The organism is Heyndrickxia shackletonii (assembly GCF_001420715.1).
Lineage (GTDB): Bacteria > Bacillota > Bacilli > Bacillales > Bacillaceae_C > Margalitia > Margalitia shackletonii.
Map to the genome: position 1 here is coordinate 1,237,536 of NZ_LJJC01000004.1, position 16,578 is coordinate 1,254,113.

13 protein-coding genes are annotated in these 16,578 nt (G+C 33.0%); 12 read left to right on the forward strand and 1 reads right to left on the reverse strand.

Translation table 11 applies throughout. From position 1 onward, the window contains the following. The first annotated feature begins 26 nt into the window (after positions 1 to 26). From AN964_RS05795 to AN964_RS05835, 9 genes are all read left to right on the forward strand, one after another. Positions 27 to 1,637, forward strand: a complete 1,611-nt coding sequence (locus tag AN964_RS05795; RefSeq protein ID WP_055738792.1) for a CDP-glycerol glycerophosphotransferase family protein — start codon at positions 27 to 29, stop codon at positions 1,635 to 1,637. A gap of 215 nt (positions 1,638 to 1,852) precedes the next feature. After that, complete coding sequence (locus tag AN964_RS05800) at positions 1,853 to 4,840, forward strand: CDP-glycerol glycerophosphotransferase family protein (RefSeq protein ID WP_055738793.1); 2,988 nt, start codon at positions 1,853 to 1,855, stop codon at positions 4,838 to 4,840. Between the two features lie 327 nt (positions 4,841 to 5,167). Continuing rightward, a complete protein-coding gene (gene tagD, locus AN964_RS05805; RefSeq protein ID WP_055738794.1) occupies positions 5,168 to 5,566 on the forward strand; it encodes a glycerol-3-phosphate cytidylyltransferase in 399 nt (132 codons plus the stop codon). Beyond that, entirely contained in the window at positions 5,559 to 6,770 is a 1,212-nt protein-coding gene (locus tag AN964_RS05810; RefSeq protein WP_055738795.1) for a CDP-glycerol glycerophosphotransferase family protein, read from the forward strand. Before tagD ends, AN964_RS05810 begins: the two co-directional genes overlap by 8 nt. Next, positions 6,754 to 8,865, forward strand: coding sequence for a CDP-glycerol glycerophosphotransferase family protein (locus AN964_RS05815; protein WP_055738796.1), 2,112 nt, complete (start codon positions 6,754 to 6,756; stop codon positions 8,863 to 8,865). The genes AN964_RS05810 and AN964_RS05815 overlap by 17 nt, the downstream gene beginning before the upstream one ends. Then, positions 8,862 to 9,665: an ABC transporter permease gene (locus tag AN964_RS05820; RefSeq protein ID WP_055738797.1), complete on the forward strand. Its 804-nt coding sequence runs from the start codon at positions 8,862 to 8,864 to the stop codon at positions 9,663 to 9,665. Before AN964_RS05815 ends, AN964_RS05820 begins: the two co-directional genes overlap by 4 nt. Before the next feature lie 16 nt (positions 9,666 to 9,681). After that, entirely contained in the window at positions 9,682 to 10,491 is an 810-nt protein-coding gene (tagH, locus tag AN964_RS05825) for a teichoic acids export ABC transporter ATP-binding subunit TagH (RefSeq protein ID WP_055741155.1), read from the forward strand. Positions 10,492 to 10,711: 220 nt separating this feature from the next. Then, the gene (locus tag AN964_RS05830) at positions 10,712 to 11,839 is read left to right on the forward strand and encodes a DUF4097 family beta strand repeat-containing protein (RefSeq protein WP_055738798.1); all 1,128 of its coding nucleotides are present in this window, start codon (positions 10,712 to 10,714) and stop codon (positions 11,837 to 11,839) included. Positions 11,840 to 11,960: 121 nt separating this feature from the next. Then, entirely contained in the window at positions 11,961 to 12,317 is a 357-nt protein-coding gene (locus AN964_RS05835) for a phage holin family protein (protein ID WP_055738799.1), read from the forward strand. A gap of 121 nt (positions 12,318 to 12,438) precedes the next feature. Here the strand turns inward: AN964_RS05835 and AN964_RS05840 are convergent, their stop codons facing one another. Continuing rightward, positions 12,439 to 13,128, reverse strand: a complete 690-nt coding sequence (locus tag AN964_RS05840) for an N-acetylmuramoyl-L-alanine amidase (RefSeq protein WP_055738800.1) — start codon at positions 13,126 to 13,128, stop codon at positions 12,439 to 12,441. Positions 13,129 to 13,520: 392 nt separating this feature from the next. On the opposite strand from AN964_RS05840, the gene hprK reads away from it, so the two are divergent. The 3 genes from hprK to AN964_RS05855 all read left to right on the forward strand — a co-directional run bounded on the left by hprK (position 13,521) and on the right by AN964_RS05855 (position 16,474). Beyond that, complete coding sequence (gene hprK, locus AN964_RS05845) at positions 13,521 to 14,450, forward strand: HPr(Ser) kinase/phosphatase (protein WP_055738801.1); 930 nt, start codon at positions 13,521 to 13,523, stop codon at positions 14,448 to 14,450. 120 nt (positions 14,451 to 14,570) lie between these two features. Then, positions 14,571 to 15,395: a prolipoprotein diacylglyceryl transferase gene (lgt, locus tag AN964_RS05850; RefSeq protein WP_437177097.1), complete on the forward strand. Its 825-nt coding sequence runs from the start codon at positions 14,571 to 14,573 to the stop codon at positions 15,393 to 15,395. Positions 15,396 to 15,529: 134 nt separating this feature from the next. Next, on the forward strand, positions 15,530 to 16,474 hold the full coding sequence (locus AN964_RS05855; protein ID WP_055738803.1) for a nucleoside recognition domain-containing protein: 945 nt from the start codon (positions 15,530 to 15,532) through the stop codon (positions 16,472 to 16,474). The last annotated feature ends 104 nt before the right edge of the window (positions 16,475 to 16,578 follow it).

Consider the following 16,578-nt stretch of genomic DNA (forward strand, 5'->3'; position numbering starts at 1 on the left):
GATTAGTATGAAATGAGCAATCAATTTTGTACATCTTTATTCAAGCACGATTGTACATATTTAAGTTAGCATTTCTAGGTTTGGAGGAAATTCCGTATTTATCTGATTGTTTATATTTCAAAAGATTAAGAAATGATCCTATCTCAAATCCGGCATTAATGCAATTAGAAAGAGAACAAAGATTACATGACTTTTTAACGATTTATAATGATTTGAGGGATATGGAAAAAGGGGATTCATTCATAACAGATTATTTAGACAAACAATTTCTTAATTTATATAGAAAAGAGGTTGTAATGCTATTCGCGGACAAAGCTAAAATAGCTAATAATTTTAATCTGTTGTCATTTTCTGCTAAAAAGGTTTCTAAACGCATGTTAAAAAACACCAATATGGTGGTGAAACATGAAATTAAATTACTAGCAAAAGGAAAAGAAGAAAAGTATTCCAGATTATTAACATTTCATCACTTTGCTAGAAATTTAAAACGTGCGTTAAAAGGCAGAACAAAAATGTATTATTTTATTTATGACACTATTCTTTTAAAATTACCTATAAAAGAAAAGACCATTATTTTTGAAAGTTTTTTGGGAAAGAACTATTCAGATAGTCCAAAGTACATTTATGAACATATGGTGAAACAAAATATGGATTTTAAGTACATATGGATTTTTAATAAGAAGGTAAAAGATATTCCCGGTAAACATAAGCAAATAAAACGTTTTAGTTTTGCGTATTATTATTACTTAGCGACTGCAAAATACTGGGTCAGTAATTCAAGAATGCCTCTCCATTTAAAAAAAAGATCAGAAAATATTTATCTGCAAACATGGCACGGCACTCCATTGAAAAAACTGGTATTTGATATGAACGATGTATATTCCGCTAATCCAAATTATAAAAAACATTTTTATGAACAATCCAGAAGATGGGATTATCTTATTTCACCAAATCAGTATTCAACAGATATATTTAAAAGAGCCTTTAAATATAATAAAAAAGTTTTAGAATATGGTTATCCTAGAAATGACATTTTATATCATAAAGACCGTAATAGAATTGCCAAAAATATAAAACAAAAATTAGGCATTCCATTAAATAAGAAAGTAGTTTTGTATGCACCTACATGGAGAGATGATGAATATTATGAACCGGGTAAGTATAAATTCAATTTAAGTCTGAATCTCCAGGATATGAAAGAAAAACTTGGTGATCAATATGTTATCCTTTTGCGAATGCATTATTTTATTGCAGACGATATTGAAACAAAAGGCTTGGAGGATTTTGCGCTAAATCTTTCAAAATACAATGATATTGCCGAGCTTTATTTAATATCGGATATTTTGATAACAGATTATTCTTCTGTCTTTTTTGATTACGCAAATTTAAAAAGGCCAATATTATTTTATACGTATGATCTTGAAAAATACCGAGATACCTTAAGAGGATTTTATATTAATATAGAAACGGATGTTCCGGGGCCTCTTCTTCATACATCAGAGGAAGTGATCGATGCTATTCTAAATATCGAGAAAGTGGAAGATGAATATAAGGAACGGTATGAGAACTTCTATAAAGTATATTGCGATTGGGATAATGGGGTAGCTGCCGCAAAGATTGTAGATGAAGTTTTTTGATAATTACGAACAATATTTATAACGAAATTAAGGTTACTTTCAACTTTCCATTACTAAATAAAAGAGAAGAATGTTATTTCTATTAGTTCCTTTTTCAACAATAAAGCTAAAAGTGTCTTATATCATTTTCCTTTTTTACTGTATGAATTTGTCGCAATTTGTTATAATACAAAGATAGTTCATTTAGTGCAAATTGTTATGAGTGGTGATAATAATTGTTCAGTATAAAAAGAAAAATCGATAAAAATTTTTCTACTATAATAAAATCTTCTATACGTGAAATAATGGTAGAGAAAAATGAAAAGATACATTTTAGTGGTGATCTCTTAGTAAACAGTGTTATCGATAGAAATAACAGTGAGCTTTTTTTGGTTTTTGTAAAAGATAGGAAAAAGTTCTTGTATAAAATAGAGAGCTACGAATTAATAGATAAAAATAATTTGAAATACACTTTCAATGGAGAAATTCCCATACAATGGATACGAAAAAGCTTAAATTACGGTCTATTTGATTGTTGGTTGCAGATAAAGAAAGAAGGTAAATTAGTTGATACACAAAAACTAACGAATGAAATTGACCAACATAAACATAATCTATATTTGAGCCAAAATGTACTTTGGAAGTTGTCTAGTATGGAAGATTCCCAATTACGAGTTACCTCCATCAATGCAAAAAAGGAATCACGTAAATACCAAATCGAAAATGAATTGCTTCATTTTGAAGTAATCAATTCCACTACCGCATTGTTTACTATTTTCGCATTATTTAATGAAGAAATAAATGATAAGAAATTTCTCCGAATCGCCAGCCGAAAAACGGGGCATTTTTTCGACTTTCCTTTTGATGTTAATGAGAATAAGGAAGGTACAGTTGAAATTGACTTTCAAAAGTTGCCATCAAATGAATTTTTATATGGAATTTGGGATTTCTATTTAGTAGAACATTATTCGGGATTGGAAGTTGTCAGCCGTTTAACATTTACAAATGAAAATTGGCAGGGAGAACATTCAACACTCTTAGTTCAAAATAATAATAGATATTCTGATATTAAATTTTATCAAACTATTAAAGGTAATTTTTCCATTATTTTAGATAATGTATCGGTTCAGGGGACAATGAGTAATTTTAAAATGGATGGTTGGAAATTACACCTTTCTGCTCAATTACAGAACCGTTTCTTATCTAAAATGGATATTCATTTATTTCCTGTATGTAGATTAATCAAACGAAATACAAATGAGCAAATCGATTTTCATGCCGAAATGGTTATAGATGAAGAATCTGACATCATTCATCTAGAAACAATTATTGATTTTGAAAAGATAATACAAGAGAATTCTTCTGAAATTAAGGGCAGATGGGATTTTCAGCTTGTTAGTACCATTAATGACAAAGAAGAAACGATTCTGCTTAGTTTTCCGGAAGAACAAATCAATAGGTATCAATATATGTGGGATTTCATTCAAAATGATGAGAAACTCCAATGTTACCTGTATTCCAGTAGAACTCAAGGGTTATGTTTTACCATTAATTCATTAAGAATTATAAGAGATGTTGAAGTATTTAAAACAAACAATAAGACACTCAAGATAAAGGGGTGGGCTTTTGTTGATGGAAAAAACTCGACACAAGAAATGAAAAGAAACATTATTTTGCATAAAAGGTTTACAGAAGAAAAAATCGTTATTCCATTAAATAGCTCCAAAAGACCGGATATAACCGAACGATTTGGCAAAGAAATAATGGATTATCAATGGAGTGGTTTTGAAACAAAAATTAATTTGCAGAAAATTAATAATGGATCAATCCTTTCCAATGGAATATGGGATTTTTATATTGTTATTGAGTTTGAAGGGGAAATAATAACCAAAAAACTTGGTTTTAGAAAATTTGTTTATCGAAAAGATAGAAGTATTCGAAAAGCTTCTTTATTTGATAAGCAAATAAAGAAAATAAAGGATCACTATTTTTCGTTGACTCCAAGAGGAAATATTAAAATTGAAGTGTTATCTTTTGATTTTTACAGCAAGTTGCTCATGTTAATTCATCCGTTATTGTATATCTTTTTATATAAGAAAAAAGATATATGGATCATAGGGGAAAGACCGGATACTGCTCAAGATACGGGTTATCATTTTTTTAAATACTGCAGAGAGAAATTTCCTAACAAAGAAATATATTATGCAATTGATCCTGAATCCAATGATATTGAAAATATAAGAAATTTAGGTAATGTACTATATTTTGGAACAAGAAAGCATTTTCTTTACACGCTTTTGGCATCTACCTATATTTCTTCACACGATAATGAATATTTTCTTCCATTTAAAGGATATTCGCTTTTTAATTATCGTAAAGCACGAAAGATTTTCATTCAACATGGTGTATTAGGTAGGAAAAATGTAGAGTATCATCGTAAATATTATGATTATCCGTTTGATATGTTTTGTGTTAGTTCTGAAGGAGAGCAGGAACTTGTTGTTAATAGCATGCAATATCCTAAAAAGAATGTGAAAATAACAGGGCTGTCAAGATTTGATGCACTTCCACTCCAACAGGATCTATCGGGAAACAGAAAAATACTTTGTATTCCTACATGGAGAGAATGGTTAAATACAGAAGAAGCCTTTTTAGAATCTGTATATTTTAAGAGGTACAGCGAATTATTGCAAAGTGAAGAATTACAGAAAATACTTGAAACGTATAATCTCGAGTTTATTTTCTACCCGCATTACCGAATGCAGCCTTATATTGAACATTTTAATATCCCAGATAATCCTAGAATGAAAATAATAAAGCTCGGGGAAAAAAATGTTCAAGATTTATTAATTGAAAGCAGTATTATGATTACGGACTTTTCAAGTGTTTCATTTGACTTTTCGTATATGTGCAAGCCAGTTATCTTTTATCATTTTGACTTTGACGATTTCTTTAAAAGAGGCATACTTCGTGCACCAGAAGAGACCTTCTTAGGTAGTATTGTAAATAATGTTGAAACCATGAATAACGAATTAAAAGAGTACATTAAAAACGATTTTAAAGAAAAAGAACAAGTAAGTCAGGGAAAAGATTTAATATTCACTTATATTGATCATAAGAATTGTGAGAGAATGTATCATGAAATTACACAAATCAAAAAAAGGGGATATTATCCTGAAAAGGTAAAGCTCTTGTATAGGAAGACAATTGGAAGACTTACTTAGGAGGAAGCATTAGGAAATTTCCGCTTCTTTCAAAAGAAGAGATCAAAAAGAGTTATTTCCGTTTGGGGATTAACTCTTTTTTTGATATTGGTCTTGAAGTTTATAATCTTTGTACGGGGGTAATATAACATCAATACCTGTATTATTTGCTGGTCTGGATGGCATGCAATATATTGGCAATAGAAGTAGTTAAGCCCTATTTATCAATTAATCGTTGTAAGAACAGTTTTTTCGATTTATAATAATGTTTAAGTTCGTCTATTCATGTCGAATTTTTTTCATTCGTTTATTATATGTGGAATAAAATTTAAACTGGAGAGATTGTAAATGAAAAAGGTTATTACTTATGGTACCTTTGACCTGTTGCATTGGGGACATATCAATTTATTAAAAAGAGCCAAAGAACTTGGAGATTATTTAATTGTAGCTATTTCTACGGACCATTTTAATGAAATCAAAAATAAAAAGGCTTATTACAGTTTTGATGAACGCAAAGTGATTCTAGAAGCAATTCGGTATGTCGATGAAGTTATACCTGAGGATTCTTGGGAACAAAAAATTGAGGATATTCGTAATAATGATGTTGACGTGTTTGTCATGGGGGATGACTGGAAGGGGAAATTTGATTTTCTTAAGGAGTACTGTGAAGTCGTTTATTTACCAAGAACAATTGGTATCTCAACCACGAAAATAAAAAAAGATTTGCTTACCGTTAAAAATGGTTAAAGAATTAATTATTGGATTGTATTTGCTGATTTTTAAAATACAATTCAACTTTGCTAAATTGTGGCCACTAAAAAATAAAGTAACATTTGTCCTTTCATTTAAACAAAACCCAAAATTTGTTTACGAAGAAATGAAAAGGCAAAATGTTCCTTTTGAGGTGGTCTTTTTATGTGATAATTCCTGTTACAAGGACATTAATAATACAATTAATGAAAAAGTATTCAAGATTCAAACGCTTAATTTATTTTATCAGTTTAAATATATTTTCCATCTGGCAACCTCAAAATACGTAGTAGTGGATAACTATTTTGGGTTTTTAGCAGCGACTTCTTTTAAAGCGGATGTTCAGTGCATCCAGTTATGGCATGCTGCGGGTGCTATCAAAACATTCGGTTTGAAAGATAAATTTATTACGAATAGAAAAAAATCAGCTCATAAGCGATTTTTAAAGGTATACGATAAATTTCATAAAGTCGTTGTCGGTTCCGATGTTATGGCGAATATTTTTATGGAGGCTTTTAACCTTTCTGAAGAAAATATCCTTCATACAGGTATTCCTCGAACCGATCTTTTTTATGATACACAATATCAAACGGAAGTTAAAAAAAGACTTCAGGACCGATATAATTCCTTTGAAGGAAAAAAGGTTATTTTGTATGCACCGACTTTTCGTGATGAAAGCTTGGACTCTTTCCAACTTAACCTTGATCTTGACTATATGTATGAAAAATTGAGTCACCAGTTTATATTAATTATTAAATTGCATCCAGCGATTCATAAGACTATAGACTTTGAAAAGAAATATAGTGGTTTTGTTCTTGATTTCTCCACTTATAACGATGTTAATGAAATACTTCTTGTAACCGACTATTTAATAAGTGACTATTCTTCCATCCCATTTGAATTTGCGATTTTGGAAAAACCAATGATTTTTTATCCATATGATTTGGAACAGTATATTTCAAATAAAGGGGTTTGGGGACAGTATGATAAAATAGTACCTGGTCCAGTTGTATTTACTACAGAAGATATTGTTAAACTAATTATCGATGATCAATTTGATATGGAGGAGATTCGCCAATTTTCCAGGGAATGGAATAAATATTCTACAGGCCATTCCAGTAGGAATCTCGTAGATTACCTTCTTGAAAGTGGAAAAAACTCTGAGAGGAGTATTAAAAAACTTCATGACAGTACAAACTAATAATAATTTTATGCTCACATCAATCAGTCATCAAAATGAAGAATACAAGCTTCAAATACTCAGTACCAGTAAAACGGACTTGAAATTCACTTATCTTAGATTCGTGTCCCGGCATTCAAACGATAAATTAGACATTACGTTTGAAGAATCCAAGGAAGTTCATCGCAATTTCCTTTTAAGTACAAAAATAAGTAAAGAATATTTATCGGCAATTATAACGGAGAATCAATGTTGGGATTTATATATTGTGATAAATCATGAAGAACAATCCAATCAATTTCGCCTAAAAACTAAGGATAGCTCAGCTCCACTGCCATTATATGTTGATAGTAAAAAAGAAATGGTGCTCTTGCCATACACCACGAACAAAGGAAATTTGTCCTTTAACGTGAAAGAAATAGAATCAATGGCAATTGTGGAGAAAAGTAGTTTAACAAAAGAAGGTGCCGCTTCAATAGGCGGTTACATAATTATTCCCGATAAGGGTGAAACACCTTCAGAATTGAATATGACACTTATTATTCAAAATGAAGACCTTGGCATTGAGGAGAAAATAGTCAATTCTATTAATTACGAGTCCTCTTATTCCAAGCAGGGAAACCATGCTATATGTAAATTTCAATTTGAATTCAATGTGGAAGATTTCTTTTCATATGCTGAAAAATCATTGATATTATTGGAACCATATGTTGAAATAAGTTATATGAAAGATAATCAAGAGGTAGGTAAAAGCACTCCAAGAAACCTCTATTGGAATCAAAAAAATGAAATTTTAAGTGAAAAACTTAACTATTTACAGAACAAGAAAAAGGTTATCATTGGAAAAACAAATAATAATTATTTATATATTAGTATTAATGAGTATAGATGGAGCAAAGATATATTGATAAAAGTCAAAAATAGATTAAATAGATGGAAAAAGTCTTTTTTAACTCAAAAACTCTACAAACGGATATTTGCCTTGGTTGGAAAGCTGCCAGCCAAAAAAAATCTAGTTGTATTTGAAAGTTTTTTAGGGAAGCAATATAGTGATAACCCAAGAGCAATTTATGAATATTTGAAGGAAACACATCCAGAGTATAAACTTGTGTGGAGTGTTGATAAAAGGTTTATTCATAACTTTAAGGATAAAGATATCGATTATGTAAATCGTTTTTCAATTAAATGGCTTTTTCATATGGCGTTAGCAAAATATTGGGTAACCAACAGTCGTATGCCTTTATGGATTCCAAAGCCAAAGCACTGTACCTATCTACAAACATGGCATGGTACTCCATTAAAAAAACTGGCTGCAGATATGGATGAAGTCCATATGCCAGGTACTTCTACTCAACGCTACAAGGAAAATTTTATTAAAGAGGCAAGTAATTGGGATTTTCTTGTATCTCCTAATGAATATTCTACAAAAATATTTAGGAGAGCTTTCCAATTTAACAAAGAGATGATAGAGTCAGGGTATCCAAGAAATGACTTTTTATATAAATCCAATACGAGCGATACCATTAATATGTTAAAAGAAAGATATAAAATTCCTTTAGATAAAAAACTAATATTATATGCTCCAACATGGCGTGATAATCAGTTTTATGCGGTAGGAAAATACAAATTTGACCTTGATTTAGATTTACGTTTATTACAAGAAGAACTAGGGAATGAATATGTTATTATATTAAGGATGCATTATCTTGTTGCGGAAAATTTTGATTTAAGTCCTTATGAAGGATTTGTCTATGATTTTTCCAATCATGAAGATATTCGGGAATTATATTTGATTTCTGATCTTCTGATTACTGATTATTCCTCTGTCTTTTTTGACTATGCAAACTTAAAAAGACCGATGATTTTTTATGTTTACGATATCGATATGTATCGGGATACACTGCGGGGATTCTATTTTGATTTTGAAAATCAGGCACCAGGACCATTAGTAAAAACAACAGAACAAGTAATTGAAACAATCAAAGAAATTCAATTAAATGATTTTCGAGTATCCTCGGCTTTTAATAGTTTTTACGAGAAGTTTTGTTATTTGGAATCTGGACAATCATCTAAAAGGGTGGTTGACAAGGTATTCCGGGGAAGGAATATTACATGAAATCCGTTTTAACCATTATCAAAGAACAATTTAATAGCATATATCTTATTAGCCGTTTATCGGCCTATGAAGTAAAAAGTGCAAATAAAAGTCATTATTTAGGAATACTGTGGGAAGTTATCAATCCTATGATTCAAATTGCTGTATATTGGTTTGTTTTTGGACATATTACCACTAGAAAAGGTGAAAGTGGTGTAGATTACTTTCCATGGCTGTTGGCTGGAATTGTAATATGGTTTTTCATTAATCCTGCCATTACGCAAGGATCGAAGTCTATTTATTCACGAATTAAGATGGTTTCAAAAATGAGCTTTCCAATGAGTATTATTCCTACTTATGTGATCATTGCGAAGTTTTATCAGCATTTAATGCTATTAGTAGTTATTATGGTGATCTTGCAATTTTATGGGTTTTCCATATCCCTGCACTATTTTGAATTGGTGTACTATATGTTTGCAGCTATTGCACTAACCTTATCGGTGTCTTTAATTACTTCTACACTTTCCATGATTGTAAGAGATGTTCAAATGATAGTGCAGGCAATTATGAGAATGATGATATATTTATCACCAATATTATGGCCACCAACAGGTGGAATGGCAAAATATCAAGGAATATTAAAGATAAATCCTATTTACTACATCGTGGAGGGTTATCGAAATTCATTGCTTGGGAAAAAGTGGTATTTAGTTGCAGAATGGCATTATACAATATATTTTTGGGTAGTTATTCTTGTCCTATTTACCATTGGATCCATTATGCATTTGAAATTTAGAAATCGATTTGTTGACTTTTTATAATACGGATGTGAGAAATGTGTCGAAAACAGTAGTTCTCCATAATGTTGCCAAAAAATATAAGATGTATAATCGTACTTCTGAGAAATTGCTAGATATATTTTTGCCAAAGGGTTATGGTGAGGACTTTTATGCTTTAAGGAATATCACCTTTGAGGCAGAAAGTGGAGATGTTATAGGTATTGTTGGGGTAAATGGTTCCGGTAAATCAACATTGTCAAATATAATATCCGGAATTATCCCACCGACATCCGGAACGATTGAAATCAATGGTGAGGTTGCCTTAATTGCCATTAGTTCTGGATTAGATAATCAGCTGACAGGAAGAGAAAACATTGAATTAAAATGTTTAATGCTTGGCTTTAATAAAAAACAAATTAAAGAACTGGAACCAGAAATTATTGAATTTGCGGAGCTTGGCAAATTTATCGATCAGCCAGTAAAAAATTACTCAAGCGGTATGAAATCTCGATTAGGTTTTGCTATTTCTGTAAATATTGATCCAGACATATTAATTATTGACGAAGCTTTATCGGTCGGAGATAAAATATTTGCAGATAAATGTGAAGCAAAAATGAATGAATTTAAGGAAAAGGGAAAAACGATATTTTTTATCAGCCACTCACTAAAACAAATTAAGACATTTTGTGAGAAGGCGCTTTGGATTGAGTATGGTGAAGTAAGAGCATATGGAACAATTGAAGAGGTAGTACCAAAATACGAGAAATTTTTAAAAAGCTTTAAAGCAATGTCAGATGTAGAAAGAAAAGAATATCGAGAAAAGGTTATGAAAAAACGAAGCACTGTTTTCGAACCTTCAGAAGCTTAACAAAAAAGACGAATCGCTCCGATCTTGCAGTGATTCGTCTTTTTTTACATAAGTTAAACTTATAACCCTTAGGCTAAATCAAAATAACTAAAATATTTCCAACTTAAGACGGAGGAAGAACCTCGAGGGTTATGCGAAAATAGAAATAGGTAATAATAAACAATCAATTTATGAATCCATCTATAGAATTTCTTTAACAATAAATAAGGAGGAGCTGAAAATGCATATGGAAAGAAAGCGTATTTTGGAATTAGTGAAGAATGGAAAGCTATCCACTGAGGAAGCATTAACCTTATTAGAAGCGTTAGAAAATGAAGAGAAAAATGAACCAGTTCATGATATGAAACATGAAATCGACTCTGCTGCAAAAGGACATGAAAATCATAAAAAGCATCAGGATAAGGCGGAGGAAGAGGAAGAAGGATTCCAGTTCAATGCAACAAAAGATAAGATTTTAGATTTTGTTAATTCAGCTGTGAAAAAAATTAAAGAGTTTGATTTCCCATTTAATCAATCTGTTGAATTTCCGCATGTTTTTCAACAGCCTGAGGCAGAATTTACCCATATCGATATCGATGTTGCAAATGGTCATGTCGAAATAAAGCCTTGGGATCAGCCAGATACCCGTGTCGAATGCTTTGCTAAAGTATATCGAAAAGATCAACGAGATGATGCACGAAGCTTTTTTATCGAAAACAGTTATTTTTCGGTAGAAAACAAACGTCTTCGTTTTTCTACACAATCTAAATGGATGAAAGTGGATACCGTTGTATATGTTCCTAGAAGCACCTATGAGAAGGCGATTATCCGAACTTTTAATGGAAAAATTAGCGCTGAAAAAATGGATGTTCAGGACTTTAAAACAAAAACGGCAAACGGAAAAATCTCCTTGCAGGAAATGATAACAGATAAATTAGAGGCGGAAACAGCGAATGGTAAAATTACGATCCAAAATAGTAAAGCAAAAAGACTCGCTGCTGAAACGATGAACGGTCAAATCGATGTTGTAGGTTCCTATCATATGGTTGATTTACAATCTTTTAACGGCAATGTTCACTGTACATTGGAAAATCAAGCAGACACCGTTCATGTGAAAGCTGTAACAGGAAATGTTCATCTATATCTTCCAGATGGAAGTGGCGTGGAAGGGGAATGTAAATCTAATTTTGGCAATATAAAAATTGAGCTTGATGATGTAGAAACCATTCTCGAAAAGAAGGATATTGCCCAAAAGCAAATGAAATTTAAAAAGTCAGGTAACACAGATGAGATAACAAGGGTTTTTGCAGATACTAAAACTGGCTCTGTGAATATCAAGAAAGCGGAGAAAAAAGAGGCAGTTTTCTAAAAACGGGTTCCGTCCATGATAAATAGGTATTAATATGTATAAGTTTCGGGCATCTTTTCTTAAAAATCCATTCCAAGAAGTCTTAAGAAAAGAGCCTTTCTAGAAAGAGGTTTTGTTTTTTATGAGATGGTTAATCAGCATATTCATCAATGCAATACTTTTTGTAGCAATTGCAGGTTTTTTCCATAGCTTCGAGGTATCAAGTTTTGGAGCTGCAATAGTAGCAAGTTTTATTCTATCTATATTAAATGTGTTGGTCCGTCCTATTTTAATTATTTTAACTTTGCCAATAACCATATTGACATTAGGAATATTTTTACTAGTAATTAACGCGATCACATTACTAATAACAGATAAGCTTATGGGAGACAGTTTTGAAATTCACAGTTTTGGGATGGCTTTTCTCATGGCAATGATAATGTCGATTACGAATGTCATATTGCAAAATACGATTTTAAAGAAAAATTCAGCTAAATAAAAATGATTTTGGTTCACATTGTCTTATGCGTAGATGTTCACGTGAACGTATAAGTTTATAAATCAAATCACCAATAATGCTTAAGAAAAATAAAAGGGATAGTCGTTTACGGACTATCCCTTCATTCTACTAATATTGGATCGTATCCCTTTTCTTTTAGCTCCTTAATTAAGTCCTGCGCATTTTCTTTCTTCTCAAAGGCCCCTATTTGGACACGATATTGTTTTTTCTTAACTGGTGGATTCGTTGTTTTAACATCCTCTTTTTTTAAATGGTATTGGTCTGCAATTCCTTTAACAATTGCCTCTGCACAAGTTTTTTGATATATCTTCGACTTTAATAAGGCCACTTCCTTTTTATTTGTGTAAAAACCGCATTCACAAAGAATGGCAGTCATCGTTGTCTCACGCAACACATGAAAATCAGCAGTTTTTACGCCGCGATCGCTTAATCCAGTTCGAATTACAAGGTTCTTTTGCACTTTTTTCGCTAATTCCATGGCTTCCTTCGGTTTTGTTACATACACATATGTTTCGATTCCTTCAGCGTCGTTCCAAGTTGTACCATATGCGTTAGCGTGGATAGAAACATAACAATCTACTCTTAATTTATTTGCTTTATCCGTACGTTCTTTTAAAGGAACATCCTCTTTCTTTGAATGGTCAAAATAAACAGTAACATCCTTATACTCATTCAAAAGCTCCTTCGCGAAATCTGCTACCTTACTATTGAATTCAAATTCTTTAAAATTGTCAGGACTCCTTTTACCCGGAGTATTCGGTCCGTGTCCGGCATCCAGCATTATTTTCATCCCATTCTCCTCCCATGAAAGGTAATGCACATACAGAAGGTGCTTATATTCTTATAATATGTTTAGCGGAATGATTTCGGTACCTTTGGAAGACATTTGTACTTGTATCCGTCTAGCTACAGCGCCTATCGGCTAGTGGATTTCTCCGTCTCCTCCCTACGATAAGTCAACATCAGCTCGTGAACTACCTCACTGTGTTTCCTTTATCTCGAGCCTGCGACTACGAAATCCATACGCCGATGAGCAAGGCGCTTCCGCATTTGTTCATTTAAAGGGTAGTCTTCCGCTACAGTGTAATGCTACAATAAAGAAAGCTTTACAATATAGAAGGAGAAATCTGTTTGTTGCTTGTCTGTATACAGATACAGATTTAATGCAAGGAGGATAACAATTTGGCGAAGGTTCGTGTTGAGGATATTATAAAAAAATTTAATTTAGAATTAATTAGCGGGGAAGAAGGCATCCACCGTCCGATTACAACAAGTGATATTTCTAGGCCTGGTCTGGAAATGGCCGGATTCTTTAACTATTATCCTGCTGACCGAATTCAGCTGCTGGGGATGACCGAAATTACCTTTAGCGAGCGCTTGGATCCAGAAGAAAGAAAGCTTCGCTTGGAACAGCTCTGCAGTGATTTAACACCAGGGATTATTATTTCACGTGGCTTGGAAATACCGGAAGAATTAATCGAAGCTTCTAACGAGTATTCTGTTCCGGTTATGCGTACAAATATGAAAACAACACGGTTTTCAAGTCATTTAACGAACTATTTGGAATTTAAGTTAGCCCCAACAACGGCAGTCCATGGTGTTCTCGTTGATATTTATGGGGTTGGAGTATTAATTACCGGAAAAAGCGGTGTGGGTAAAAGTGAGGCAGCGTTGGAATTAGTGAAGAGGGGACATCGACTTGTTGCCGATGATTGTGTAGAAATTCGCCAGGAAGATACGGATTCACTAGTGGGGAATGCCCCTGACTTAATAGAACATTTATTAGAGATCCGCGGTCTTGGGATTATAAATGTCATGACACTTTTTGGTGCAGGAGCGGTTCGCAGCCATAAACGTATCACGATGGTTGTTCATTTAGAGCTTTGGGATCAAATGAAACAGTATGACCGCCTTGGGCTGGATGAGGAGAAAATAAAAATTATTGATACGGAAATACCAAAATTAACGATTCCAGTACGTCCGGGAAGAAACTTAGCCATTATTATTGAAGTTGCAGCAATGAATTATCGTTTGAAAAAAATGGGGGTCAATGCTGCTCAACAATTTACCGAGCGACTTGCTGATGTCATTGAAGATGGGGACGAAAAATGATGTCTATAAAAAGATGAATGAATAGGTGAGTTTTTCATATAAAAACATAAATGGAAAATTACTGATTGCCTACTTAAATTAGAATTTAAATATTTATTCGTCTAAAAAGGAGCAATGAATATGGATAATATCAAACCACTGAATCCAATCGCCCTGCATCTAGGGTCATTTGAAGTGCATTGGTATGGAATTATTATTGGATGCGGCATCGCCATCGGTTTATTTCTGGCGATTCGTGAAGGAGAGAAGTTAGGAATTGATAAAGATTTATTTGCAGATTTAATGATTTGGGCAATCCCTATTTCGATTATTTGTGCGCGTATTTATTATGTTCTTTTTGAGTGGAGCTATTATTCTGTCCATCCATCAGAAATTATTAAAATTTGGAATGGTGGAATCGCTATCCACGGCGGGTTAATTGGTGCAATACTGACAGCTATTATTTTTTCTAAAGCAAAAAATGTTTCATTCTGGAAGCTTGCAGATATTTGTGCTCCAAGCCTCATTTTAGGGCAGGCGATTGGACGCTGGGGTAATTTTATGAACCAAGAGGCGCATGGTCAAGAGGTTAGCCGCACATTCTTGGAACATTTGCATTTACCCGACTTTATCATTAATCAAATGTATATTAATGGTCATTATTATCATCCTACTTTCTTATATGAGTCCATTTGGGATATTGTTGGATTTATCATTCTTATATACTTAAGAAGAGTAAATTTACGTAGAGGAGAGTTATTCTTAAGCTATTTAATTTGGTATTCAATAGGAAGATTTTTCATTGAAGGTATGAGAACAGATAGCTTAATGTTAACAAGTAATTTGCGTATGGCCCAAATGATTTCTATCGCACTGGTAGTGGTTTCAATTATATTATGGGTTTTTAGAAGAAAAGCGGGCTATTCTGCCATGCATTATCGGGAAACAACTATTAAACAATCGTGAGGTAGGGGGAAATGTCCCTCATCCATCTAAATTTAAAAATTCAGAGGCTGTGCCGACACTTAAGTCTTTAGTACTGATTCACAAGCTTAAATAATAGATCTTAGTATAACAAGAACAATGGGGAGAAATGGAACATGCTGCAAACACTAAAAACAGGTTTATGGTCGGGGCTAAAAACAACATGGACATTAGGGAAAATTATTTTTCCTATTACATTAGTGATAACGATTTTGCAATTTACCCCAATATTGCCATGGATCATTAAAATAGTCACGCCTTTAATGAAGCTAATTGGTTTATCCGGAGATGCAGCTATCCCAATTGTATTAGGAAATTTTTTAAATTTGTATGCTGGTATTGCAGGAATATTATCTGTTGATTTAACACTTAAGGAAGTATTTATTATTGCGGTCATGTTAAGCTTTGCCCATAACTTATTTATTGAATCGAGTGTTGCCGTCAAAGTGGGCGTGAAAATTTGGGTGATGATTCTAGTTCGGGTTGGCTTGGCGGTTCTTTCCGCGATAATAATAAACTTATGCTGGCATGGTGGCGGACAGCAAGTTCATTTCGGCACATTGGCGCCTGAACAAGAGAAAATAATCGGCGTATGGCCGATTATCTTGAATGGAATGGAAAAGGCACTGCTCGGTGTATTAAAACTTGCCGAAATAGTAATACCCTTGATGATTGGGATTCAAATTTTGAAAGACTTACAACTACTTAAGTTATTTTCGCGTTGGATGGCTCCAGTTACAAAATTATTAGGAATGAAAGAAAATACCTCTACAACCCTTGCAGCAGGATTATTCTTTGGATTGGCTTATGGGGCTGGGGTAATGATTCAAGCAGTAAAAGAAGATGGTGTCAGCAAGAAGGATGCCACATTGGCTTTTATTTTCCTTTGCGGCTGTCATGCTGTGGTAGAAGACACGCTGATCTTTGTTCCTCTTGGTATCCCTGTAATCTACCTTTTGTTGGTTAGATTGATAACAGCCATCATATTAACATTTATTGTTGGGTTGATTTGGAACCGAATAGATTTGTCCAAAAGTACCCCATCAACCCTTGAGGGATAAAAAGGAAGCTGGTTCCAACCGGTTTCCTTTTCATTGTGCGCCCGGCATGGGTGTAGTCTCTAGGGTGAAAGTCCCGAACTGTGAAGGCAGAAGTAGCAGTTAGC